This is a genomic window from Pseudomonas sp. NY15437, from assembly GCF_048068435.1.
Taxonomy (GTDB): Bacteria; Pseudomonadota; Gammaproteobacteria; order Pseudomonadales; family Pseudomonadaceae; genus Pseudomonas; species Pseudomonas nitroreducens_B.
Window position 1 is genome coordinate 159,168 of record NZ_JBLUQC010000011.1, and the last position, 21,432, is coordinate 180,599.

Sequence of the window (21,432 nt, forward strand, 5' to 3'; positions counted from 1 at the left end):
GCCCGTGCCTACTTCCGCCTTGCCGTGCTCTAGCTCGCAAGGCGCGAGACAAGAGTCGAGAAAGGAATAGTTGGAAGCCTGATGCGCATCGAATCCCGCCCCCTCCCGCAAACCCTGCCCGACCTGGGCGACCTGCCGCCGCTGCTGACCCGTCTCTACGCCGCCCGAGGCGTGCAGAGCGCCGCCGAGCTGGACAAGGGCCTGGCGCGGCTGATTCCGTACCAGCAGCTCAAGGGTGTGGACGCGGCGGTGGAACTGCTGGTCGATGCGCTGGAGAAGGGCCAGCGGATTCTCTACGTCGGCGACTTCGATGCCGACGGCGCCACCGCCAGCAGCGTCGGCGTGCTGGCGCTGCGCATGCTCGGTGCGGCCTGGGTCGATTACCTGGTGCCCAACCGCTTCGAGTACGGCTACGGCCTGACCCCGGAAATCGTCGCCGTGGCGCTGGAGAAGCGCCCGGAACTGTTGGTGACCGTGGACAACGGCATCTCCAGCATCGACGGCGTCGCTGCCGCCAAGGCCGCCGGCCTGCGCGTGCTGGTCACCGACCACCACCTGCCGGGGCCCGAACTGCCCGCGGCGGACGCCATCGTCAACCCGAACCAGCCCGGTTGCGAGTTCCCCAGCAAGGCCATGGCCGGCGTCGGGGTGATCTTCTACGTCATGCTCGCCCTGCGCGCCCGCCTGCGGGAACGCGGCTGGTTCGCCGCACGCGGCATCGCCGAGCCCAACCTTGCCGAACTGCTCGACCTGGTCTCCCTGGGCAGCGTCGCCGACGTGGTGCCGCTGGATGCCAACAACCGCATCCTGGTGCACCAGGGCCTTGCGCGCATCCGCGCCGGCCGCGCCCGTCCCGGCCTTCGCGCGCTGCTGGAAGTGGCCGGGCGCGATTGCCGGCGGATCACCTCCACCGACCTGGGCTTCATCCTCGGCCCGCGCCTGAACGCCGCCGGGCGGTTGGACGACATGTCCCTGGGGATCGAGCTGCTGCTCTGCGAGGACGAAAGCCTCGCCCGCGACATGGCGGTGCAGCTCGACCAGCTCAACCAGGACCGCAAGGCCATCGAGCAGGGCATGCAGCGCGAAGCGCTGGCGCAGCTCAAGGAACTGCCGGTGGAAGAGATGCCTTTCGGCCTGTGCCTGTTCGACCCGGAATGGCACCAGGGCGTCATCGGTATCCTCGCCTCGCGCCTGAAGGAGCGTTACCACCGCCCGACCATCGCCTTCGCCGACGCCGGTGACGGTACCCTCAAGGGCTCGGCGCGTTCGGTGCCGGGCTTCCATATTCGCGATGCGCTGGACGCCGTGGCCGCGCGCCACCCGGGGTTGATCAGCAAGTTCGGCGGCCACGCGATGGCCGCGGGCCTGTCGCTGCCGCAGGAGCACTTCGGCGCCTTCGCCGCCGCGTTCGATGCCGAAGTGCGCCGCCAGCTGGACGAAGACGACCTCACCGGCCGCCTGCTGTCCGACGGCCAGCTGGGCGCCGAGGAATTCCACCTGGAACTGGCCCGCGCCCTGCGCCAGGCCGGTCCCTGGGGGCAGCATTTCCCCGAGCCGCTGTTCCACGGCATCTTCCAGATCGTCCAGCAGCGGGTGGTCGGCGAGCGTCACCTGAAACTGGTGCTCAAGACCGAATGCGGTTCGCTGCAGCTCGACGCCATCGCCTTCAACATCGACCGCGACATCTGGCCGAACCCCACCGTGCGCTGGGCGGAGGTGGCCTACAAGCTGGATGTCAACGAGTTCCGCGGTAACGAAAGCGTGCAGTTGATGGTGGCGCATATCGCGCCGCGCTGAGCCTTTGCAGGAGCGAGCTTGCTCGCGAACGAACTCGCCGGTTTGCTCCATTGTCTGGGCGGGTTCGCGAGCAAGCTCGCTCCTACATGGGGCTGCTGCGTAGGCAGTGGGCTCCGTTCGTGATAGCCCGCATCGCGCTGGACACCATCGCGGACAGAGTCCGCTCCTACGCCGGTATACGCGTCATGAGGGGGCCATGCCCGTGAGCGCGCGCAGGGCCCGCTCCTGCCGGGGCCTGTCCTCTCCGCCGCCCTGGCTACGCGCCCCCTCCGAAGGGAGAGGGGCCGGATCGGTGCAGGAGGAATCCACGGCGTCAGCCGGCACGGACAACTCCCTCTCCCTTCAGGGAGAGGGCGGGGGAGAGGGCAGGCCCCGGCACGAACTTTCAGAGAACGACAGTTGCTCCTACCGCTGGGCAGCGCCAGCCAGCGGTGGCCACGAAGCAGGCGTTGATGCGGGATTGCGTGGCCAGGGGAATTTGAGCCGCGCAACGGGGACAAAAGAAAAAGCGTCCCGCTAGACCAAGCCGGCGGAGCGCGGACACCCGTTGCACCGGTGTCCGCGGTGCCAGGACGGATGAAATCGGATACCGGCCGTCTCCCGTGGCAGAGCAATGGCTCGGGGCGCGCTGGGTGGCCTTTTCGATTTCTTTACACACTTTCGCTGCGTATTTTCCACGGCTCATCCGTCTTGTTATGTGAAGGCGCCCGTTTCGCAACGGAGGCGAGCGGCGCCCAGACAGGAGAACCCCGCATGAACCTTTCCCTTCGCCAGCCAGTGCTGCTGGCCCTGGCGCTGAGTGTTTCGCCCGTGGCCGGCGCGGATTACCTGTGGCTGGAGCGCAGTGCCGGCCAGGGGGCGAAAAGCTATTTCAGCGACCTGCAACCCGGCGAGCATCTGCCGGTGGCTCAGCTGCAGAATCCTCGCGTTGTGTTGGGCGACGGCAAGACCGCGCCGATGAAGGCCGGCGTCGATTCCTTCGCCATCGAGGATGCACCGCCGGGCGACCTGCGCGTCGCCGCCCAGCGCGAGCAGGGCAGTACCCTGACCCTCTATCAGGCGCGCGAAGGGCGAAGCGAAACCCGGCCGCAGAATGATCTGGAACTGGTGCCTACCACGCCCGGCGGCAACACCTTCGCCCTGTACTGGAAAGGCACCGTGGTGCCGGCCTCGCAGGTCAACGTGTACACCTCCGAGCAATGGACCCGCAGCCTGAAACCGGCGGCGGACGGCACGGTCACCCTGGTCACGCCGTTCCCGGCGCGCTACGTGCTGGAGGTTTCCGCGCAGGTCAATGGCGGCGCCAGTGTCGAGGGCAAGCGCTACGACAGCGTGATCCACGTTTCAACGCTGTCTTTCGAGGTGCGCAAATGAGGGCTTCACCACGCGTTGCGATGAAAGCCACTGCGCCGGTACAGCCGCGTCTGCCGCGCCCGGCCCGCCAACTGCTGGAACATGCCGGCCTGCGCAGCAGCCTGCCGCGGCTGACCATCCTCGATGCGCTGGTCATCTGCGGCAAGGCCACCGCGGTCGAGTTGCACGCCTACCTGGAGGAACCGGGGCTGCCCATCTCCCTCAGTTGCGTCAGCCAGACGCTGCGCCGGCTGCACCTGTCCGGCCTGCTCGAGCGCGACCGCAGCAAGCGCTACAGCCTGGCGGCGGGCGCGGCAGCGGTGATGGGCGAGTCGAGCGAGCTGCACTAAGGGGACAAAATCCCCGTAGGAGCGGATTCATCCGCGATCCGACCGGCAGGCCGGCTTGGCGCTCGGTCGCCTGTCCCGGCTGCGCCGGGATTTCGCGGAGAAGCTCCGCTCCTACAAAAGCAGCGCGGACTCTCCCTGTAGGAACGGGCCATGCCCGTGACCGCGCGCAAGGCGCGCTGCCGTCCCGCTCCGAAGCAAGAATTGATGTAGGAGCGAATTCATCCGCGATCCGGCCGGTAGGCCGATTTGGGGCTCGGTCGCCTGTCCCGGCTACGCCGGGATTTCGCGGAGAAGCTCCGCTCCTACAGGAGCAGCTGCGCCGATTCTCCCTGTAGGAACGGGCCATGCCCGTGGCCGCCTTCAGGCCGCTCCGTCAGTCAGCGACGGCTGCCATCGATCATCGGAACCTATCCTTAGGCGATCCCGGTCTACAGTTGAAATGACACGTTCTGAAGAACCAAGGGAGTGCCACCATGAGCCAGTTGTTCGAGCCCCTGACCCTGCGCCAACTGACCCTGTCCAACCGCATCGCCGTTTCCCCCATGTGCCAGTACTCCGCCCAGGACGGCCTGGCCAACGACTGGCACCTGGTGCACCTGGGCAGCCGCGCCGTCGGCGGCGCCGGCCTGGTGATCGTCGAGGCGACGGCGGTCGCGCCGGAAGGGCGGATCAGCGCCGAGGACCTGGGCATCTGGAATGACGAGCAGGTCGAGCCGCTGCGGCGGATCACCCGCTTCATCGAATCCCAGGGCGCGGTGGCCGGGGTCCAGCTGGCCCACGCCGGGCGCAAGGCCAGCACCTGGGCGCCCTGGCTGGGCAAGCACGGCTCGGTACCGATCAGCGAGGGCGGCTGGACGCCCGTGGCGCCTTCGGCCATCGCCTTCGACCCGCAGCACACCGTGCCCATCGCCCTGAGCGAAGAGCAGATGGCGACCATCAAGCAGCAGTTCGTGCGAGGCGCCGAGCGCGCGCTGGCCGCCGGCTTCAAGATCGCCGAGGTCCATGCGGCCCACGGCTACCTGTTGCACCAGTTCCTCTCGCCGCTTTCCAACCAGCGCCGCGACCAGTACGGCACCTGCTTCGAGAACCGCATCCGCTTCCTTCTGGAAGTGACTCAGGCCGTGCGGGCGGTGTGGCCGCAGGAGTTGCCGCTGTTCGTGCGCCTGTCGGCCACCGACTGGGTGGAGGACGGCTGGAACCCCGACGAGACCGTGGAACTGGCGCGCCGCCTGAAAGACCTGGGCGTGGACCTGATCGACGTGTCCTCCGGCGGCACCGCGGTGAACGCCGAGATTCCCGTCGGGCCGGGCTACCAGACGCAGTTCGCCGAGCGGGTGCGCAAGGAGGCGGGCGTCGCCAGCGGCACCGTGGGGATGATCACCGAGCCGGTGCAGGCCGAGCACATCCTGCGCACCGGGCAGGCGGACCTGATCTTGCTGGCCCGCGAACTGCTGCGCGACCCGTACTGGCCGTTGCACGCCGCCGATGAGTTGGGCGGCCAACCGGTGCCCTGGCCGGCGCAGTACCTGCGCGCCGCGCAACGCGGTACGCCCAAGCGCAAGGCCTTCGGCCAGGCGTGAAACGAAAAAGGGTCACGCGTGCCAGGCCGCGTGACCCTTCGGTTCGGTTCAGTGGGGATCACTCGACCGGGTGGTCTTCCTTGACGGTGACGATGCCCTTGAACAGCGCTGCGGGGGGCAACGCGGTGAAGGGCCGTTTCTTCGCGTCGCGCTGATCGCTCAGCGGCGTGCCGTGGCTGTCGCTGAGCGTCCATACGGCATTGGCGAGCTTCAGCGAGTACGCCAGTGGTGCGCCATCCTTGATCACCCGCTGCGGGCCGCGACGTTCGAGGGCATAGAGGGTTACCTCATAGCCGTCGATCCGGCCGTCGGCGTTGCGGCTCGAAGGCACCAGGCGCGCATAGTTGAGCACCGGCGAATCCGGCAACCGGCCAATCACGTGCTCGCCCAGTTCGCCATCGGCGTATAGCGGGTAATGCACGGGCGCCGCTGGCGCGCTGACGTCGAGCACGTGGAGGAAGCCATAGCGCTGCCAGTCACCCACGCTGAACAGACCGCTGCCGGGCCCGGCAATCACCCATTAGTGCTTCTTCGGCAGGCTCACCTCGAGCAGGCGGGCGTGTGGCATGTCCAGGCGCGGAAAGTTGCCCCAGGGTGTCGCGTCGGCGTCGAAGCGCTTCTGCCCCATCGTGATCGACGCCCCTTCGGCACCCACCAGCAGATAACCCGGCGCTTTCTCGATGGCGCTGCGATAGAGCGTGGCGTTGCCGGCTGGCTTGCCGTCGAACGCGCCACCGCGCACGTTGATCGAAATCGCCTTGGCATCCCAGAGGTTGTCGATGGCCGCCACCAGGCTGGCATCCGCTGCGGCATGGCACAGGGGCATCGCGCCAAGCAGGGGCAGCGCGAACAGGTAGCGGCGGAGCCGGGAGTGAGACTTCATGGTTGCCTCGCGGTCGGGGAGGATTCAGCGGCGGGCGGCCTGGACAAACGCCGGCCCCCACATCGGGTGCGTCGATTCGGCCGTGGTCAGGTGGAACGTCGGGTCGATCTGCAGGGCGCGCTCGAAGGCGAAGCGGCATTGGATAGGGCGTTCGCTGACGCAGTAGGTGAACGCCAGGTACTTGAGCGCGGTGAGTTGCACGCGGGGCTCGCTGTGCCAGATCGCCGGCGCGAGGAAACGTTGTTCGGCCTGGTCGTAGTCACCGTCTTCGTACAGGCGCAGGCCTTCCGCCAGGGCGAGGTCGCCCGAGCTGGTCGGTGCGGCGATCACCGGTTCAGCCGCGGGCGTTTCAACGGTCGTCTGGCAACCGCTCAAGGCCAGGAGAGCGATCAGAAGCGGCAACGGCAGGTGGCGTGGAAGGTTCATCGTGCGGTCCGAAAGCTGGAAAGGGGCGCGCCAGGGCATTACTGGAACCTGTGTTGCAGGGTCACCGACTGCCCGGCGGAGATCGCCAGGGACTGGCTGTAGCTGGGCAGCCCCGGGTTGCGCAGTTCCACCAGGTGGATGCCCTGGGTCAGCTGCAGCTTGAGCAGTGGCGGGCTGATGCCGCGCTTCACGCCATCGACCCAGACTTCGCCCCAAGGCTTGAGGGTGATGGTCAGGGTTCCCATCGCGGCGGCTGGCGCACTGCTGCTGGGCTGGGCTTGCGGCTTATTGCCGGCCGTGGCGGCCTTGGCGGCGGCGCGGTGCGGCGGTGTGGGGACGGCCTTGGCGATGACAGGCGGGGTGGCCGGCGGCAGGGTGGCGAGCGGAGCGTCGGCGCTCGCATTCGGTGGTACCGCTTCGGCGCCGGGCGCTGTCGCAGCCGGCGCAGGCGTGGGGGCCGCCAGTGCCTGGGGCGGTACGGCGTCGATCGGTGCTGGCGCGGTGGCAGAGGTGTGTGCGACGGCCGCCTCAGCGCTGGGCGCCGGTAGGGCGTGAGTGGGGAGCAAGCGTTTGGGCAACGGTGCGGTTTGCGTGACAGACGGCTGCGGAGCCGTGGCAAGCGCAGCCGTCGAATGTGCGGCGATTTCCGCGCTCGGTGGCGTTGGGGCCGACGTGGCAGCGGGCGCTGTGGCGGACGTCACGTCGACAGCAGCCGATGGCGCGGGATGAGCCGGCAGCACGCGTTTGGGCAGCGGTGCGGGCGGCATGACGATTGGCGGTGAGGCGCTGGCAAGGTCGGGCGCCGTGGACTGGGAAGCGACGTCCCCGGTGTCACGCGGCGTCTCGGCAGTGACGGCGGCGGATGACGGTGTGGCCGCCGCGTCGGGGTGGGCGGCAACCGTGGCGGCAGGCAGGCTTGCGCTATCGCTGGTCCAGGGTTTCCAGAGGGCGAGCAGGAGCGCGGTGAGCAACGTGCCGAGCAGTACGCCGCCGATCAGCGGGCGGTTCAGTTTCGATGCGGCGCCACCCCGGCGGACCACCGATCCATGGGGGAACTTCGGCGCCGGAACGGTCGCCCGCACGACGGCGGTCTCGTCCGAAGGAATGACGCCGGCATAGGGAATCACCGGGTGGTCAGGCTCTGGTTCCGCGGCGGGCTGTGGTTCCGGCTCTGCCACGGGCGGCTCGACGCTGTAGGCGGTGCCGCCCATTTCCCAGGGCGATGGTTCGTGCATCGGCGCGGCGGCGGTGTCATCGGTCTCGTCGTCGCCGAGCAGGCGATAGCGCCGGACGTGAACGTCCGCGCCGGCATCGGTGTGGCGCGGGAAGGAGCTGGGGCCGAAGGGCTCGTTGCCCCGGGGGCCCTGCGGGCGCAGGCCGTGGGCGGTGTAGAGCGTGTTGAAACCGTCCTCGTCGTGGGCTGCCGAAGGCTGGGCGTCGTCGGGAAGGGCCGCTGCCGGGGTCGAACGATTCAGGGAGGTCCGAGCGTCGTCAGGTCGGGGAGTGTTGGCAGTCGGTTCCATGCGCGTTGTGTCTTCAGGAAGTTGAAGCAGTCATTCCCTGTTCTCGTCCTTGAAAAAACGCTCTTCATGACGACAAGAAAGAATTCGGCGTTTCGATGGGGTGGCCGCGGATCATAGGTAGTCGATTTTTTTCGTTCAAACCTGCACGGGGGTTTGCCCTGTCACTGCGGGGAATTGAGCATCAAGTCGCGCTTTGCCGTCCCGTGCCGTGAGGTCGGAGGCCCGCCGCGCATAGGCTGCGAACCGGGCGAGCCGTTGGGTAGCGCTGGCGGAAGATGACCAGGAGGTCAGGAAAAGAAATGAAATGTGATATCTGTCGCAGAGTGGCGTTGTGATGCTACGCTCAGCGTGCTGGCGCAAGGAGTGCGCAGCCCCCCACACAGCCTCACTGGAGCACGCATGGACGCCTCCGCAACGCCTGCTGTCATCCCGCAATCGGAAATCGCCCTGCTGGCGAATATCCTCGCCCTCGCCACCCGCAACATGTCCAACCTCAGCGCGCTGATCACCCAGTTGTCGGTGGAGCTTGGGCACAGCCCCGACCCGCATTTGCAGCGCGTGGGCCAGCGGGTGCTGGCGGACGTGGACGTACTGGCGAAATCCCTGGATACCCAGTGGGAGCTGATTGGCGCCCTGGCGCGCTTCTGTCCGCTGCTGTCGCGCACGCCGCTGGTGAAGCCGTCGCTGGTGACCGAGATTCATATCACCGAGTTGCCCCAGCGTGGGTAGGTCGAGGCCGGGTTCGCGAGCAAGCTCGCTCCTCCAGCACCCCCGCCTCCGGAGCCTGCCTTCGTAGGAGCGAGCTTGCTCGCGAACGCCGCGCGGCGTCACAACACTGGAATCACTCGCCGGCCTGTGCCAGTTCGAAGCTCATCATCAGCGCCCAGGGTGCATCGCTGTCGCCCACGCGGATGGGCTGCAGCAGGTGCACGCGGCGGCCCTTCACCTGTTCCCAACTGCGGCCCTGGGCGATGGCGTTGCGCGCTTCCTGGGGCAGTTCGCCGGCTTTGTCACCCAGGCGCTGGATGTCCGCGTGGGTGACATAGACGCCGGCGTTGGAGAGCAGCGCATACCGGCCGTTGCCCATGGGCGACAGTTGGCCGAGGCTTTCCTGCAGCTGCTGGAGGGTGTAGTCGGCGCCGAGGATACCGAGGAAGCGGCCGTTCGCGAGCATCGGCGACATGAAGGACGTCATCAGCACCGTGCTGCCGCCGACGCTGTACTCGTAGGGCTCCATGAACACGTCGCGGCCCTTGTCGCGTGGTACCTGGTACCAGTCGCCGCTGCCGTCGGCGCGGTCGTAGCCGACCAGGCACTCGCGCTGGGCCACACCGCTGCCGCGGTGCCAGTAGGCCATGAAGCGACCGCTGGCGTCGTGGCCTGGGGCGTCGACGAACTCGCTGTCGCGGCCGTCGAAGGCGTTGGGTTCGCAGCCGCAGGCGAAGGCCAGCAGCTCAGGGTTGCGGGTCAGGTATTCGTGCATGACGGCGTCGATCTGTTCGCGCTGCGGGCCGAGGTTGCGCGCCTTCATGCCGAGGATGAAGTGCTTCAGGCCATAGAGCGCGGTGGCCATCACGGCGAAACGCGCTTCCAGGCGCTGCGCCTCGCTGGCCAGCACCACGCGGGCGGTATCGAGCAGGCTGGAGTGCTCGGCCTGCTCGACGTCGGCCAGGGCGCGGGCGCTTTCGCTCTTGATCGAGGCGACGACGTTGCCGATGTCGGCGGTGGCGTTGGCCGACTGGGTGGCGAGGCGGCGCACCTCGTCGGCGACCACCGCGAAGCCGCGGCCGCTTTCGCCGGCGCGGGCCGCTTCGATGGCGGCATTGAGGGCGACCAGGTTGGTGTTTCGGGCGATCTGCTTGATGACGTCGGAGACCTTGCTGATCTCGGTCCAGCGCACGTTGAGGTCGGCGATCAACTGCTTGACCTGGTCGATGGTGGAGCGGGTGCTGGAGCTGTCTTCGGCCGTGGCGGGCCGTGGTTCGAGTGTGATTGGCATGGCGTGGGACTGCTGTGACGGATGAGGGCAGGGGGGCGAGGTCTTCTTTCTGGTTATGTCGGCCGCGTCCGCAGGCGTGGCCGATGGTGCTCCCTGTAGGAGCGGGCCATGCCCGCGATCGCGCCCATGGGGCGCTCCTACAAGGGCAGCGTGGGAGCGAATTCATCCGCGATGGTCGGCAGCCGAGGCCGGCCCATCGCGGACGGAGTCCGCTCCTACGAAAGCTGCACGACCGACCAACGCGCGGACGGTCGCAATCCGCTTACCAGCCGAGCTGCTTGTGCAGGCCCAGGGCGTCGTAGTAGTCGCCCTGGTAGACGATCTTGCCGTCCTTGACCTTCACGTAGCTCACACCGTCGAACGACAGCGGCTTGTTGGTCGCCGGGGTTTGGGCATCCCAGGCGCCGGTGTTGGTGCCGCTGAAGGTCCACTGGAAGGCGATGCCGTCCTTGTCGACGATCGGCTTGCCGTTCATCTTCCACGTAAGATCCGGAACGGCCCCCACGAACACCTTGATCACATTGTCGCGCGCGGCGTCGCGGCCCTTCTGCGGGGTGCCGACGGTGACGTCGAAGTACTCCGCATCCTTGGCCAGGTAGCCGGCGGCCTTCTCGGCGTCGTGGGCGTTCCACGCGGCCATGTAGGCATCGACGATCTGTTTGGGCGACTCTGCCGCCTGGGCCAGGCCGGCGAGGGTGAACAGCGACAGCAGGTAAAACGCTCTGGCGAGGTGACGCATGCTTGCCTCCGTTGCGGGCGTGCCCGCGGGTTGTCGGCCGGACGGCCGTTCAATGTGGCGCCACGCTCAGGCATGGCGCCGGGTTCCTCAGGACAGTTCACCCACCGCGCGCCAGGCCTCGTCGATGGCCGCGTGGGCATAGGCGTCCCAACGCAGCTCCGCCGACGCGCAGCAGGCCGTATCACCAATCAGTGTTTGATCATGACGTGGCGGATGGCTGTGTAATCTTCCAGGCCGTACATCGACATGTCCTTGCCGTAGCCCGACAGCTTCATGCCGCCGTGGGGCATCTCGGTGGTCAGCATGAAGTGCGTGTTGACCCAGGTGCAGCCGTACTGCAGGCGGGCGGACAGGCGATGGGCGCGGCCGATGTCGCTGGTCCACACCGAGGAGGCCAGGCCGTAGTCGGAGTCGTTCGCCCAGGCTAGCGCCTGCGCTTCGTCCTCGAACTCGGTGACCGAGACCACCGGGCCGAAGATTTCGCGACGGACCACTTCGTCGTCCTGGCGGGCGCCGGCGAGCACGGTCGGCTCGAAGAAGAAGCCCGGACGGTCGGCACGCTTGCCGCCGGTGACCACTTCGATGTGCGGCACCTGGCGGGCGCGCTCGACGAAGCCGATGACGCGCTCCAGGTGCTGCTCGGTGATGACTGGGCCCAGTTCGGTGTTCGGGTCGTCCTGCTCGCCGTACTGGATGCTGGCGACCGCTTCGCCGAGCTTCTGCACGAACTTGGCGTAGATGCCCTTCTGCGCGTAGATGCGGCAGGCGGCGGTGCAGTCTTGCCCGGCGTTGTAGAAGCCGAAGGTGCGGATGCCTTCCACGGCGGCGTCGATGTCGGCGTCGTCGAAGATCAGCACCGGGGCCTTGCCGCCCAGTTCCATGTGCATGCGCTTCACGGTGTCGGCGGTGCCAGCGATGATGCGGCTACCGGTGGCGACCGAGCCGGTCAGGGAGACCATGCGCACTTTGGGGTGGGTGGTCAGCGGCTCGCCAACGCTCGGGCCACGGCCGAACACCAGGTTGACCACGCCGGCGGGGAAGATGCCGGCCATCAGTTCGGCCAGGCGCAGGGCGGTCAGCGGGGTCTGCTCGGAGGGCTTGAGCACCACGGTGTTGCCGGCGGCCAGGGCCGGGCCGAGTTTCCACGCGACCATCATCAGGGGGTAGTTCCACGGCGCGATGGAGGCGACCACGCCCACCGGGTCGCGGCGGATCATCGAGGTGTGGCCCGGCAGGTATTCACCGGCGGCGGAGCCTTGCATCACCCGGCAGGCGCCGGCGAAGAAGCGGAACACGTCGGCCACGGCCGGCAGTTCGTCATTCAGCGCAGCGGAGTAGGGCTTGCCGCAGTTGTTGGATTCCAGGCGGGCCAGTTCCTCGGCGTTGGCGTCGATGGCGTCGGCCAGTGCCAGCAGGAGCAGGGCGCGGTCTTTGGGCGCAGTCTGCGACCAGCTGTCGAAGGCGGCGTCGGCGGCCAGCACGGCAGCGTCGACCTGGGCCGGGGTAGCCTCGGCGATCTCCACCAGGGTGGTGCCCAGGGAAGGGTTCAGGACGGCGAGCTTCTCGCCTTCGCCAGCGACCAGTTGGCCGTTGATCAGCAGGTTGGTTTGCATGGTTGAGTCCTCTTGGTCAGGAGCGTGGTGCAAATTCGGTTGGGGTGTTTCTTGTTAAGGGCCTGCCGGTTGTCATGGCCGGCGGGCCTGAGGGGTTCTGTTGATATCGGTGCCGCGGGTTTCCCTCACCCCAGCCCTCTCCCAGAGGGAGAGGGAGCTATTCGTGCCGGCCGAAACCTTGGTTTCCTCCTGCACCGGACAGTCCCCTCTCCCTCGGGAGAGGGGTAGGGTGGGGCGCACGGCACCCAAGTTACTTCCCGCTCCCCGCCACGCCTTCGCCACCCTTGGTCAGGTAGTAGGCGCCGAGGATCGGCAGCATGGTCACGATCATCACCAGCATCGCCACCACGTTGGTCACCGGCACGTCGCGTGGGCGGCCCAGCTGGTTGAGCAGCCAGATCGGCAGGGTGCGTTCATGGCCGGCGGTGAAGGTGGTGACGATGATCTCGTCGAAGGACAGCGCGAACGCCAGCATGCCGCCGGCCAGCAACGCCGAGCCGAGGTTCGGCAGGATCACGTAGCGGAAGGTCTGCCAACCGTCGGCGCCCAGGTCCATCGAGGCTTCGATGAGGCTGTGCGAGGTGCGGCGGAAGCGCGCGATCACGTTGTTGTAGACGATCACCACGCAGAAGGTGGCGTGGCCGATGACGATGGTCAGGAAGCCCGGCTCGATGCCGAGTGTCTTGAACGCCGACAGCAGCGCGATGCCGGTGATGATGCCGGGCAGGGCGATCGGCAGGATCAGCATCAGCGAGATGCCTTCCTTGCCGAAGAAGTCGCGGCGGTACAGCGCGGCCGCGGCCAGGGTGCCCAGGAGCATGGCGATCAGCGTGGCGACGCTGGCGATCTTCACCGACAGCTCGATGGCTTCGAGCACGTCCTGCCGCGCGAAGGCGACGCTGAACCAGTGCAGGGTGAAGCCCTTGGGCGGGAAGCTGAAGGCCGCGTCCTCGGTGTTGAAGGCGTACAGGAAGATGATCAGGATCGGGAAGTGCAGGAACACCAGCCCGCCCCAGGCGGCCGCTTTCAGACCCCAGGAAGCCTGCCCTTGAGATGAAGAGTCAGAGTGCATCGAAGGCTCCTAAGCGTTTGACGATGGAGAGATAGACCGCGATCAGCACGATGGGCACCAGGGTGAAGGCGGCGGCCATCGGCATGTTGCCGATCGCGCCCTGCTGGGCGTAGACCATGCTGCCGATGAAGTAGCCCGGCGGGCCCACCAGCTGCGGCACGATGAAGTCGCCCAGGGTCAGGCTGAAGGTGAAGATCGAGCCGGCGGCGATGCCGGGGATCGACAGCGGCAGGATCACCTGCAGGAAGGTCTGCCGCGGGTGCGCGCCGAGGTCGGCCGAGGCTTGCAGCAGCGACGGCGGCAGGCGCTCCAGGGACGCCTGGATCGGCAGGATCATGAACGGCAGCCAGATATACACGAACACCAGGAAGCGCCCGAAGCTGGAGGTGGACAGGGTGTTGCCACCCACGCCGGGAATACCCAGCAGCAGGTTCAGCACAGGCTCCAGGCCCAGGTGCTGGACGAACCACATGGCCACGCCGCCCTTGGCCAGCAGCAGGGTCCAGGCGTAGGCCTTGACGATGTAGCTGGCCCACATCGGCATCATCACGGCGATGTAGAAGAACGCCTTGGTCTTGCCGGTGGTGTAGCGCGCCATGTAGTAGGCGATGGGGAAGGCCACCGCGCCGCTGGCGATGGACACTGCGACCGCCATCAGCACGGTGCGCTGGATGATGTCGAAGTTGGAGCCACTGAACAGCGAGCCGAAGTTCGCCCAGGTCAGGTCCGGCGTCTCCGTCATGGTGAAGTCGTCGAAGGTGTAGAAACCCTGCCACAGCAGCGTCAGCAGCGAGCCGAGGTAGATCGCGCCGAACCACAGCAGCGGCGGCACCAGCAGCAGCGAGAGGTACAGCGTCGGCTTGCGGTAGAGCAGGTTGGACAGGCGGCGCAGCGGGCCACCGCTGGCCTGCAGCACCGGAGCATTCATTGTCAGTTCCATGTCACGCGCCCTCGTGCAGCACCACCATCGCCTCGCGCGCCCAGCGAGCGGTCACGCGCTGGCCCGGCTGGTGGGCGTGGTCGATGTCGGCCCACTGGCTGTTGGCCTGGCTGAGGCAGAGGTTCTGGCCGTTGTCGAGACGGATCTCGTAGCGGGTCGCCGCGCCCTGGTACTGGATGTCGTGCAGCAGGCCACTGATCTCGATGTCCGAGGCGTTGCGCTCGCCAGTGGCGAAGCGGATGTGCTCGGGGCGGATGGAGAAGGGCTGGGCATTGCCGGTGAGGTTCTGGGCGATGTCGCCGCGCAGCACGTTGGAGGTGCCGACGAATTCCGCCACGAACGGCGTGGCCGGCTTCATGTAGAGGTTGCGCGGGGTGTCGACCTGCTCGATGCGGCCCTTGTTGAACACGGCCACGCGGTCGGACATGGACAGGGCTTCGCTCTGATCGTGGGTGACAAAGATGAAGGTGATGCCCAGCTGGCGCTGCAGCTTCTTCAGCTCGCTTTGCATCTGCTCGCGCAGCTTGAGGTCCAGCGCGCCGAGGGGTTCGTCCAGCAGCAGTACGCGCGGGCGGTTCACCAGGGCGCGGGCCAGTGCCACGCGCTGGCGCTGGCCACCGGACAGTTGCACCGGCTTGCGCACGCCGTAGCCGCCCAGGGCGACCATGCCGAGGGCTTCTTCAGCGCGCTTGAGGCGTTCGGCCTTGCCGACGCCTTTCACCTTCAGGCCGTAGGCGACGTTTTCCAGCACGCTCATGTGCGGGAACAGCGCGTAGTCCTGGAACACCGTGTTGACGTCGCGCTGGTAGGGCGGCAGGCCCGCGGCCTCCTCGCCATGGATGCGGATGGAGCCTGCGCTGGGTTGCTCGAAGCCGGCGATCAGGCGCAGGCAGGTGGTCTTGCCCGAACCCGAGGGGCCGAGCATGGAGAAGAACTCGCCGTCCTTGATGTCGATGGACACCCGGTCAACGGCCTTGACGTCGCCGAACTGGCGGGAGACCTGGGTGAATTGAACAGCGGGAGTGGTCATGGTGCACGCTCCAAGGGGCAGGAATCCGGCGTAGGGGAGCCCCGCCCGTGAATCTGAGATACGGGTGAATCGATGCGATCGGATGGATGCCGTGGTTCGCCGGGAGGCGATCCGCACGGGGCGGGTTCGCGAGCAAGCTCGCTCCTACAGGGAGTGCAGCTTTTCGTAGGAGCGAGCTTGCTCGCGAACCTTCAGCGGCTTAGCGGCCGCCCATGATCCCGATATAGTCCTGGGTCCAGCGGCTATACGGAACGAACTTGCCGCCCTCGGCCACCGGGGTCTTCCAGAACGCGATCTTGTCGAACTGGTTGTAGCCGTTGGTGGCGCAGCCTTCGTCGCCGAGCAGGGCGCTGGCCTTGCAGCCGGCGGGTGCTGCCGGTACCGAGCCGAACCAGGCGGCCACGTCGCCCTGGACCTTGGGCTCCAGCGACCAGTTCAGCCACTTGTACGCGCAGCTCGGATGCTGGGCTTCGGCGTGCAGCATGGTGGTGTCGGCCCAGCCGGTGACGCCTTCTTTCGGGAACACCGTGGCGATCGGCTGACCTTCGGCCTTCAGGGCGTTGGCCTGGTACGGCCAGGCGCTGGATGCGGCGACGCCTTCGTTCTTGAAATCGCTCATCTGCACGGTGGTGTCGTGCCAGTAGCGGTGGATCAGGTCATGCTGCTTGCGCAGCAGTTCGACCACGGCCGCGTACTGCTTCTCGTCGAGCTGGTACGGGTCGGTGATGCCCAGTTCCGGCTGGGTCGCCTTCAGGTACAGCGCGGCGTCGGCGACGTAGATCGGGCCGTCGTAGGCCTGCACGCGGCCCTTGTTCGACTTGCCGTCGGGCAGGTTCTGGGCTTCGAAGACGACCTTCCAGCTGTCCGGCGCGGTGGGGAAGACCTTGGTGTTGTACATCAGCAGGTTCGGGCCCCACTGGTACGGCGCGCCGTAGGTCTTGCCGTTGACCACGTACCAGGCGGCGTCCTTCAGGCGCGGGTCGATGTTCTTCCAGTTGGGGATCAGCGACGGGTCGATCGGCTGCACGCGCTTGCCGTAGATCAGGCGCAGGGAGGCGTCGCCCGAAGCGGTGACCAGGTCGTAGCCGCCCTTGGCCATCAGGCTGACCATCTCGTCGGAGGTGGCGGCGGTCTTCACGTTGACCTGGCAGCCGGTGTCCTTCTCGAACTGGGTCACCCAGTCGTAGTTCTTGTCGGACTGGCCGCGCTCGATGTAGCCGGGCCAGGCGATGATGTCCAGGCGGCCTTCGCCCTTGCCGACTTCCTTCAGGGCCTCGGTGGCCTGGACGCCGGCGCTGGCCAGCAGGGCGGTGGTGATGGCACTGAGCAGTGCGGTCTTGCGCATCGGGTGTCTCCCTCTCGTTGTTGTCTCTATTGGTGGGGCAGGGTCAATCGAGCAACAGCCCTTCAGGACGTGAGAAAACTACTGCGGGCTGCGCGCGCCAGGCTGCGTTGAAGCCACTCCGGGAAATGCTCATTTATGGGCATAAACTCCGCTTTCCCGGAGCGACTTCGCCTTGCCTGACCGTCGCTCGCTACGTTTTCACACGCCCTGATGCAGGGCTTCTTCTTATGTGCCGGCGGGTGACCCCGCCGGATGGTTCAATCCAGTTGCTGGCCGTGGCGCGCCATGATGTGGCGCACCACGCTGTAGTCCTGCAGCGAGTCGCTGGACAGGTCCTTGCCGTAGCCCGAGCGCTTGAGCCCGCCATGGGGCATCTCGCTGGCGAGCATGAAATGGGTGTTGATCCAGGTGCAGCCGTACTGCAGGCGGTTGGCGATCTGGAAGGCCTTGTCCAGGTTCTGCGTCCACACCGAGGAGGCCAGGCCGTATTCGGAGTCATTGGCCCAGTCCACCGCCTGTTCCAGCTGGTCGAAGCGGGTCACGGTGACCACCGGGCCGAACACCTCGCGCTGGACGATCTCGTCCTGCTGCTTGCAGCCGGCCAGCAGCGTCGGCTGGTAATAGAAGCCGGGGCCCGAATGCACGGCGGCGCCGGTGACGCGCTCGATGTGCGGCTGGCCGAGGGCGCGCTCGACGAAGCTGGCCACGCGGTCACGCTGGCGGGCGCTGATCAGCGGGCTGATCTCGTTGTCGGCATCGCGCTTGCGGGCGAAGCGGATGCTGGCCACAGCATCGCCCAGTTCGGCGACGAGGCGGTCATGGATGCCGGCCTGCGCGTAGATGCGGCAGGCGGCGGTGCAGTCCTGCCCGGCGTTGTAGTAGCCGTGCGTGCGCACGCCCTGGACCACGGCGTCGAGGTCGGCGTCGTTGCAGACGATCACCGGCGCCTTGCCGCCCAGTTCCAGGTGGGTGCGCTTCAAGGTGCGCGCGGCGGCCTGGAGAATCTTCTGCCCGGTGACGATGTCGCCGGTCAGGGACACCATGCGCACCTTCGGGTGGCTGACCAGATGGCTGCCGACGCCCTCACCGCCGCCGCAGACGATGTTGATCACGCCGGCGGGCAGGATTTCCGCCAGCGCCGGGGCCAGCGCCAGGATGCTCAGCGGCGTATGCTCGGACGGCTTGAACACCAGGGTGTTGCCGGCGGCCAGGGCAGGGGCGATCTTCCACGCGGCCATCATCAACGGGTAGTTCCACGGCGCAATCGAGGCGACCACGCCCACCGGGTCGCGGCGCACCATGCTGGTGTGGCCGGGCACGTATTCGCCGGCGAGCTGGCCCTGCTGACAGCGCACGGCGCCGGCGAAGAAACGGAACACGTCGGCGGTGGCCGGGATGTCGTCCTGGCGTGCCAGGTGCAACGGCTTGCCGCAGTTCAGCGATTCCAGCTGGGCGAGGTCGTTGGCGCGCTTGTCGATGGCGTCGGCGATGGCGAGCAGGGCGGTGGCGCGCTGGGCGGGCGTGGTGCGGGCCCAGGCGGGGAAGGCGCGGTGCGCGGCAGCGATGGCCTGCTCGACCTGATCCAGGGAGCCGTCGGCGATGCTGATGAGGGTTTCGCCCGTGGTCGGGTTGATGATCGGCTCGGCGATGCCTTCGCCGGCGACCAGTTGGCCGTCGATCAGCAAGGCGGTATGCAGGGTTGCGCCGGTCATCTTGGAAGCTCGTCGTTTATCTGTCTTGTTTTCAGTGGCCATGTGCGTGCTCCGGTGGGGCGGTCCCGGAGCTGGCCCTGTGCATGAGGGCAGAGACTAGAGTCCGGGCGTGGGGTCGACAAATTCTAATTACTGAAAGTGGCATTCGATTAAATCGAATGGCCGGCTCTGCTGCACCGAACTCGTAGGGCGCATAACGCCCCCGGCGTTATCCGCCATCGGCGCCGCTCCGAGTATTGCCGGCGGATAACCGCAAACGGTTATGCGCCCTACGATGGCTCGGAGTCGTTGGGATCTCCTCAGATCGACAGCTTCTTCGCGTTGGGCTGCTCGCGGGCCATGGTGAGGAACGGGTCCACCAGGGGCGGCCGCGCGGTGCCGCGGCGCCAGGCCAGCCCCACGTCCAGCGGCTCGGAGAGGTCGACCAGCGGCCGCGCCTCGATGATGTCGCCCTCCAGCGACCAGGGGCGGTAGGTCATGTCCGGCTGGATCGACAAGCCCAGGCCCGCCGCCACCAGGCTTCGCACCGCCTCCACCGACGCCGTGCGCAGCGTCACCTGCGGCACCAGCCCGGCGCGGGACCAGATGCGCTGGGTATGCAGGCCCATTTCGTCGGCGTTCAGCTGGATCAACGGCTCGCCGGCCACATCCGCCAGGGCGATGCTGTCGCGCTCCAGCAAGGGGTGCTGCGCCGGCAGCCAGAGGCGGTGGGGCGAATGGGTCAGCACTTCGGTCTGCAGGGCGTGGCGGTCTTCCAGGTTGGAGAGGATCAACACGCCGACGTCGATCTCGCCGCTTACCAGCAGGTGCTCGATGTACGGGCGCTCGTCCTCCACCACGCGGGTCTGCACGTTGGGGTAGGCGCGCTGGAAACGGTTGATCAGGTCCGCCAGGTAGTAGCCCGCCACCAGGCTGGTCACGCCGATGGTCAGGCTGCCGGCGACCTGGTCGGTGCTCTGCTGCAGGCTGCGCTTGGCGTTCTCCACCGTGGCCAGGATCAGGTGCGCCTGGCGCAGGAACTGGTGGCCCTGGTGGGTCAGGGTCATGCCCTTGGCGTGGCGGTCGAACAGGCGCACGCCGATCTCCTCCTCCAATTGCTGGATGGCGAGGGTCAGGGTGGACTGGGAAATGAACACCGCCTGGGCGGCAGCGGAGATCGAGCCGGTCTCGGCGACGGCGATGAAATGGCGTATCTGGCGGAGCGTCATCATGGGCGGTGGACCGCTTGCGAAGTCGGTGGAGCGCTCGGAGCCGCTGTCTAGAGCAGGCAGGGCGCTTTTCATTGTTGATTATCGAAAATCTATAGGAGCATTCTTTTTAATCGAATGAAAGCGGCCTGTTTGCCCTGCGGACACGCCGACACGAGCCCGCAATATCCGGAAGCACACTGTCGCTGCGTCTGGCGGGCGCGTCGGGCTAGAGTCGGAATCCACCTTTTTCGATAGACAGTGGAGATCGCCATGAACACGCGCGGCCTGCTCGACCAACTCCTCAGATCCGGCCAGGACCTCCTGCAGAACAAGGGCGTCGCCCGGCAGGATGGCGGCCAGCAATCCAGCAAAAGTGCCGGCCTGGACCTGGGCAGCCTGCTCTCCGGCGCCGGTGGCGGCGCCCTCGCGGCGGGCGCGCTGGGCCTGCTGCTGGGCAGCAAGAAGGCGCGCAAGATGGGCGGCAAGGTCGTCACCTACGGCGGTCTCGCGGCGCTTGGCGTGCTCGCCTACAAGGCCTATGGCAACTGGCAGCAGAAGCAGGCCAGCGCCCCGCGCGGCGAGCCGCAGACCGTCGACCGGCTGCCCCCGGCGCAGGCCGAGCAGCACAGCCACGCCATCCTGCGGGCCATCGTCGCAGCCGCCAAGGCCGACGGCCATATCGATGATCGCGAACGCCAACTGATCGACGGCGAAATCGCCAAGCTCACCGGCGACCTCGAATTGCAGGGCTGGCTCGACCGCGAGCTGGCCAAGCCGTTGGACCCGGCCGACGTCGCCCGCGCCGCCACCAGCGCGGAAATGGCCGCCGAGATGTACCTGGCCAGCCTGTTGATGGTCGACGAAACCAGCTACATGGAGCGCGCCTACCTTGACGAGCTGGCCCGCCAGCTGAGCCTAGACGCCGGTCTCAAGGCCGAACTGGAAGCCCAGGCGCAGAAGGCCCTGGACGCGGTCCCCGCCTGACCTTGCGGCGGTCGTCGGGCGCCGTTCGCCCGGCCCGGCGAACGGCGCTGGCGCATCGGTGTGGCGGGGCTATCGTTGCCCAACGCACACCGGTGTTAGCGAGGGACATCTGATGAACACGGCGGACCTACTGGAACAACTGCTGCGCGCCGGGCAGGGCGCCCAGACGCAACAGGGCGGCGGTGCAGGAGGCCTGGGTGGTCTCGGTGGATTGCTGGGCGGCTTGCTCGGCGGAGCCTCCGGCGGCGCCGGCGGTGGGCTGGGCGACGTACTGGGCAACATGCTCGGCGGTGGCTCCAGCCGAGGCGGCGCGCCCCAGGGACGCAGCGGCGGTGTCAACTACGCGATGCTGGCCTCGTTGGGGATGATGGCCTTCCAGGCCTACCAGAACTGGCAACGCCAGCAGAACGCCAATCCCTCGCAGCAGCCGTCGCTGACCACCGTGGATCAGCTCTCCGGCCCGGAGGCCGAAGCCCACAGCCATGGGATCCTGCGTGCCATGATCGCTGCCGCCAAGGCCGACGGTCGTATCGATGAGAAGGAAAAGACCGCCATCCAGGGGGAAATCGCCCGCCACACCGACGAACCGGAGCTGCAGGACTGGCTCGACGCGGAGGTGCGCAAGCCGCTGGACGCCGCGGAGGTCGCCGAGTCCGCCCAGGGCGATCCGGCGGTGGCCGCCGAGATGTACCTGGTCAGTGTGATGCTGGTGGACGACCAGCAAGGGGCGGAGCGCACCTACCTGGATGAACTCGCCTATCACCTCGGCCTTGCCCCGGAACTCCAGGCCCACCTGGAACAGCAGGCCAAGGCCGGCGGCGAAGTAGCTTGATACAACTCAGCGCGGGGCCGTAGGAGCATTCGTACAATCTGACGGTCAGAGCGCTCGGACGAAC

Annotated in this window: 20 protein-coding genes and 1 pseudogene; 7 read left to right on the forward strand and 14 right to left on the reverse strand. The window is 67.4% G+C overall.

Annotated features, from left to right (window positions below):
* Positions 1-81: 81 nt before the first annotated feature.
* From recJ to ACNFIA_RS23095, 4 genes are all read left to right on the forward strand, one after another.
* Positions 82-1,797, forward strand: a complete 1,716-nt coding sequence (recJ, locus tag ACNFIA_RS23080) for a single-stranded-DNA-specific exonuclease RecJ (protein WP_416788996.1) — start codon at positions 82-84, stop codon at positions 1,795-1,797.
* 753 nt (positions 1,798-2,550) lie between these two features.
* Entirely contained in the window at positions 2,551-3,171 is a 621-nt protein-coding gene (locus ACNFIA_RS23085; protein WP_416788998.1) for a hypothetical protein, read from the forward strand.
* Positions 3,172-3,191: 20 nt separating this feature from the next.
* On the forward strand, positions 3,192-3,500 hold the full coding sequence (locus ACNFIA_RS23090; RefSeq protein ID WP_259756750.1) for a ferric uptake regulator family protein: 309 nt from the start codon (positions 3,192-3,194) through the stop codon (positions 3,498-3,500).
* 473 nt (positions 3,501-3,973) lie between these two features.
* Positions 3,974-5,080, forward strand: coding sequence for an NADH:flavin oxidoreductase/NADH oxidase (locus tag ACNFIA_RS23095; RefSeq protein WP_259756749.1), 1,107 nt, complete (start codon positions 3,974-3,976; stop codon positions 5,078-5,080).
* 58 nt (positions 5,081-5,138) lie between these two features.
* Here the strand turns inward: ACNFIA_RS23095 and ACNFIA_RS23100 are convergent, their stop codons facing one another.
* From ACNFIA_RS23100 to ACNFIA_RS23115, 4 genes are read right to left on the reverse strand one after another with little or no spacing between them, the layout of a single operon-like run.
* Positions 5,139-5,597 (reverse strand): hypothetical protein, encoded by a 459-nt coding sequence (locus ACNFIA_RS23100; protein ID WP_416789000.1) that lies wholly within the window; start codon positions 5,595-5,597, stop codon positions 5,139-5,141.
* Between the two features lie 3 nt (positions 5,598-5,600).
* Positions 5,601-5,963 carry a hypothetical protein gene (locus ACNFIA_RS23105; RefSeq protein WP_416789003.1) on the reverse strand — a complete coding sequence of 121 codons (363 nt, stop codon included), beginning with the start codon at positions 5,961-5,963 and terminating at the stop codon, positions 5,601-5,603.
* Between the two features lie 24 nt (positions 5,964-5,987).
* The gene (locus ACNFIA_RS23110) at positions 5,988-6,389 is read right to left on the reverse strand and encodes a TssQ family T6SS-associated lipoprotein (protein WP_259756747.1); all 402 of its coding nucleotides are present in this window, start codon (positions 6,387-6,389) and stop codon (positions 5,988-5,990) included.
* A 38-nt stretch (positions 6,390-6,427) separates the two neighbouring features.
* On the reverse strand, positions 6,428-7,912 hold the full coding sequence (locus tag ACNFIA_RS23115) for a hypothetical protein (protein WP_416789007.1): 1,485 nt from the start codon (positions 7,910-7,912) through the stop codon (positions 6,428-6,430).
* Between the two features lie 399 nt (positions 7,913-8,311).
* Here ACNFIA_RS23115 and ACNFIA_RS23120 point away from each other — a divergent pair, with 399 nt between their 5' ends.
* Positions 8,312-8,641, forward strand: a complete 330-nt coding sequence (locus ACNFIA_RS23120; protein WP_259756745.1) for a hypothetical protein — start codon at positions 8,312-8,314, stop codon at positions 8,639-8,641.
* A gap of 112 nt (positions 8,642-8,753) precedes the next feature.
* On the opposite strand, the gene ACNFIA_RS23125 is transcribed toward ACNFIA_RS23120, so the two are convergent.
* From ACNFIA_RS23125 to ACNFIA_RS23170, 10 genes and pseudogenes are all read right to left on the reverse strand, one after another.
* The gene (locus ACNFIA_RS23125) at positions 8,754-9,485 is read right to left on the reverse strand and encodes a cache domain-containing protein (RefSeq protein WP_416789087.1); all 732 of its coding nucleotides are present in this window, start codon (positions 9,483-9,485) and stop codon (positions 8,754-8,756) included.
* A gap of 132 nt (positions 9,486-9,617) precedes the next feature.
* A pseudogene (locus ACNFIA_RS23130) lies at positions 9,618-9,911 on the reverse strand (methyl-accepting chemotaxis protein); the annotation flags it as partial.
* Positions 9,912-10,173: 262 nt separating this feature from the next.
* Positions 10,174-10,650 carry an ester cyclase gene (locus ACNFIA_RS23135; RefSeq protein ID WP_259756744.1) on the reverse strand — a complete coding sequence of 159 codons (477 nt, stop codon included), beginning with the start codon at positions 10,648-10,650 and terminating at the stop codon, positions 10,174-10,176.
* A gap of 188 nt (positions 10,651-10,838) precedes the next feature.
* Complete coding sequence (locus ACNFIA_RS23140) at positions 10,839-12,263, reverse strand: gamma-aminobutyraldehyde dehydrogenase (protein ID WP_416789010.1); 1,425 nt, start codon at positions 12,261-12,263, stop codon at positions 10,839-10,841.
* 250 nt (positions 12,264-12,513) lie between these two features.
* Positions 12,514-13,335 carry an ABC transporter permease gene (locus tag ACNFIA_RS23145; RefSeq protein ID WP_054908253.1) on the reverse strand — a complete coding sequence of 274 codons (822 nt, stop codon included), beginning with the start codon at positions 13,333-13,335 and terminating at the stop codon, positions 12,514-12,516.
* A complete protein-coding gene (locus tag ACNFIA_RS23150; protein ID WP_416789014.1) occupies positions 13,325-14,275 on the reverse strand; it encodes an ABC transporter permease in 951 nt (316 codons plus the stop codon). The genes ACNFIA_RS23145 and ACNFIA_RS23150 overlap by 11 nt, the downstream gene beginning before the upstream one ends.
* Position 14,276: 1 nt before the next feature.
* Positions 14,277-15,305 (reverse strand): ABC transporter ATP-binding protein, encoded by a 1,029-nt coding sequence (locus tag ACNFIA_RS23155; RefSeq protein WP_416789016.1) that lies wholly within the window; start codon positions 15,303-15,305, stop codon positions 14,277-14,279.
* A gap of 199 nt (positions 15,306-15,504) precedes the next feature.
* On the reverse strand, positions 15,505-16,650 hold the full coding sequence (gene ydcS / locus ACNFIA_RS23160) for a putative ABC transporter substrate-binding protein YdcS (RefSeq protein ID WP_416789019.1): 1,146 nt from the start codon (positions 16,648-16,650) through the stop codon (positions 15,505-15,507).
* Between the two features lie 257 nt (positions 16,651-16,907).
* The gene (locus ACNFIA_RS23165; protein WP_416789022.1) at positions 16,908-18,362 is read right to left on the reverse strand and encodes a gamma-aminobutyraldehyde dehydrogenase; all 1,455 of its coding nucleotides are present in this window, start codon (positions 18,360-18,362) and stop codon (positions 16,908-16,910) included.
* 299 nt (positions 18,363-18,661) lie between these two features.
* The gene (locus tag ACNFIA_RS23170; protein WP_416789024.1) at positions 18,662-19,573 is read right to left on the reverse strand and encodes a LysR family transcriptional regulator; all 912 of its coding nucleotides are present in this window, start codon (positions 19,571-19,573) and stop codon (positions 18,662-18,664) included.
* A 249-nt stretch (positions 19,574-19,822) separates the two neighbouring features.
* On the opposite strand from ACNFIA_RS23170, the gene ACNFIA_RS23175 reads away from it, so the two are divergent.
* The gene (locus ACNFIA_RS23175) at positions 19,823-20,536 is read left to right on the forward strand and encodes a tellurite resistance TerB family protein (RefSeq protein WP_416789026.1); all 714 of its coding nucleotides are present in this window, start codon (positions 19,823-19,825) and stop codon (positions 20,534-20,536) included.
* A 112-nt stretch (positions 20,537-20,648) separates the two neighbouring features.
* Positions 20,649-21,368, forward strand: coding sequence for a tellurite resistance TerB family protein (locus ACNFIA_RS23180; RefSeq protein ID WP_416789027.1), 720 nt, complete (start codon positions 20,649-20,651; stop codon positions 21,366-21,368).
* Positions 21,369-21,432: the final 64 nt, after the last annotated feature.

Coding starts and splice junctions, on each gene's coding strand:
- recJ (WP_416788996.1), top strand. CDS start 82: ATGCGCATCGAATCCCGCCCCCTCCCGCAAACCCTGCCCGACCTGGGC.
- ACNFIA_RS23085 (WP_416788998.1), top strand. CDS start 2,551: ATGAACCTTTCCCTTCGCCAGCCAGTGCTGCTGGCCCTGGCGCTGAGT.
- ACNFIA_RS23090 (WP_259756750.1), top strand. CDS start 3,192: ATGAAAGCCACTGCGCCGGTACAGCCGCGTCTGCCGCGCCCGGCCCGC.
- ACNFIA_RS23095 (WP_259756749.1), top strand. CDS start 3,974: ATGAGCCAGTTGTTCGAGCCCCTGACCCTGCGCCAACTGACCCTGTCC.
- ACNFIA_RS23105 (WP_416789003.1), bottom strand. CDS start 5,963: ATGAAGTCTCACTCCCGGCTCCGCCGCTACCTGTTCGCGCTGCCCCTG.
- ACNFIA_RS23110 (WP_259756747.1), bottom strand. CDS start 6,389: ATGAACCTTCCACGCCACCTGCCGTTGCCGCTTCTGATCGCTCTCCTG.
- ACNFIA_RS23115 (WP_416789007.1), bottom strand. CDS start 7,912: ATGGAACCGACTGCCAACACTCCCCGACCTGACGACGCTCGGACCTCC.
- ACNFIA_RS23120 (WP_259756745.1), top strand. CDS start 8,312: ATGGACGCCTCCGCAACGCCTGCTGTCATCCCGCAATCGGAAATCGCC.
- ACNFIA_RS23125 (WP_416789087.1), bottom strand. CDS start 9,485: ATGGCCACCGCGCTCTATGGCCTGAAGCACTTCATCCTCGGCATGAAG.
- ACNFIA_RS23135 (WP_259756744.1), bottom strand. CDS start 10,650: ATGCGTCACCTCGCCAGAGCGTTTTACCTGCTGTCGCTGTTCACCCTC.
- ACNFIA_RS23140 (WP_416789010.1), bottom strand. CDS start 12,263: ATGCAAACCAACCTGCTGATCAACGGCCAACTGGTCGCTGGCGAAGGC.
- ACNFIA_RS23145 (WP_054908253.1), bottom strand. CDS start 13,335: ATGCACTCTGACTCTTCATCTCAAGGGCAGGCTTCCTGGGGTCTGAAA.
- ACNFIA_RS23150 (WP_416789014.1), bottom strand. CDS start 14,275: ATGGAACTGACAATGAATGCTCCGGTGCTGCAGGCCAGCGGTGGCCCG.
- ACNFIA_RS23155 (WP_416789016.1), bottom strand. CDS start 15,305: ATGACCACTCCCGCTGTTCAATTCACCCAGGTCTCCCGCCAGTTCGGC.
- ydcS (WP_416789019.1), bottom strand. CDS start 16,650: ATGCGCAAGACCGCACTGCTCAGTGCCATCACCACCGCCCTGCTGGCC.
- ACNFIA_RS23165 (WP_416789022.1), bottom strand. CDS start 18,362: ATGACCGGCGCAACCCTGCATACCGCCTTGCTGATCGACGGCCAACTG.
- ACNFIA_RS23170 (WP_416789024.1), bottom strand. CDS start 19,573: ATGATGACGCTCCGCCAGATACGCCATTTCATCGCCGTCGCCGAGACC.
- ACNFIA_RS23175 (WP_416789026.1), top strand. CDS start 19,823: ATGAACACGCGCGGCCTGCTCGACCAACTCCTCAGATCCGGCCAGGAC.
- ACNFIA_RS23180 (WP_416789027.1), top strand. CDS start 20,649: ATGAACACGGCGGACCTACTGGAACAACTGCTGCGCGCCGGGCAGGGC.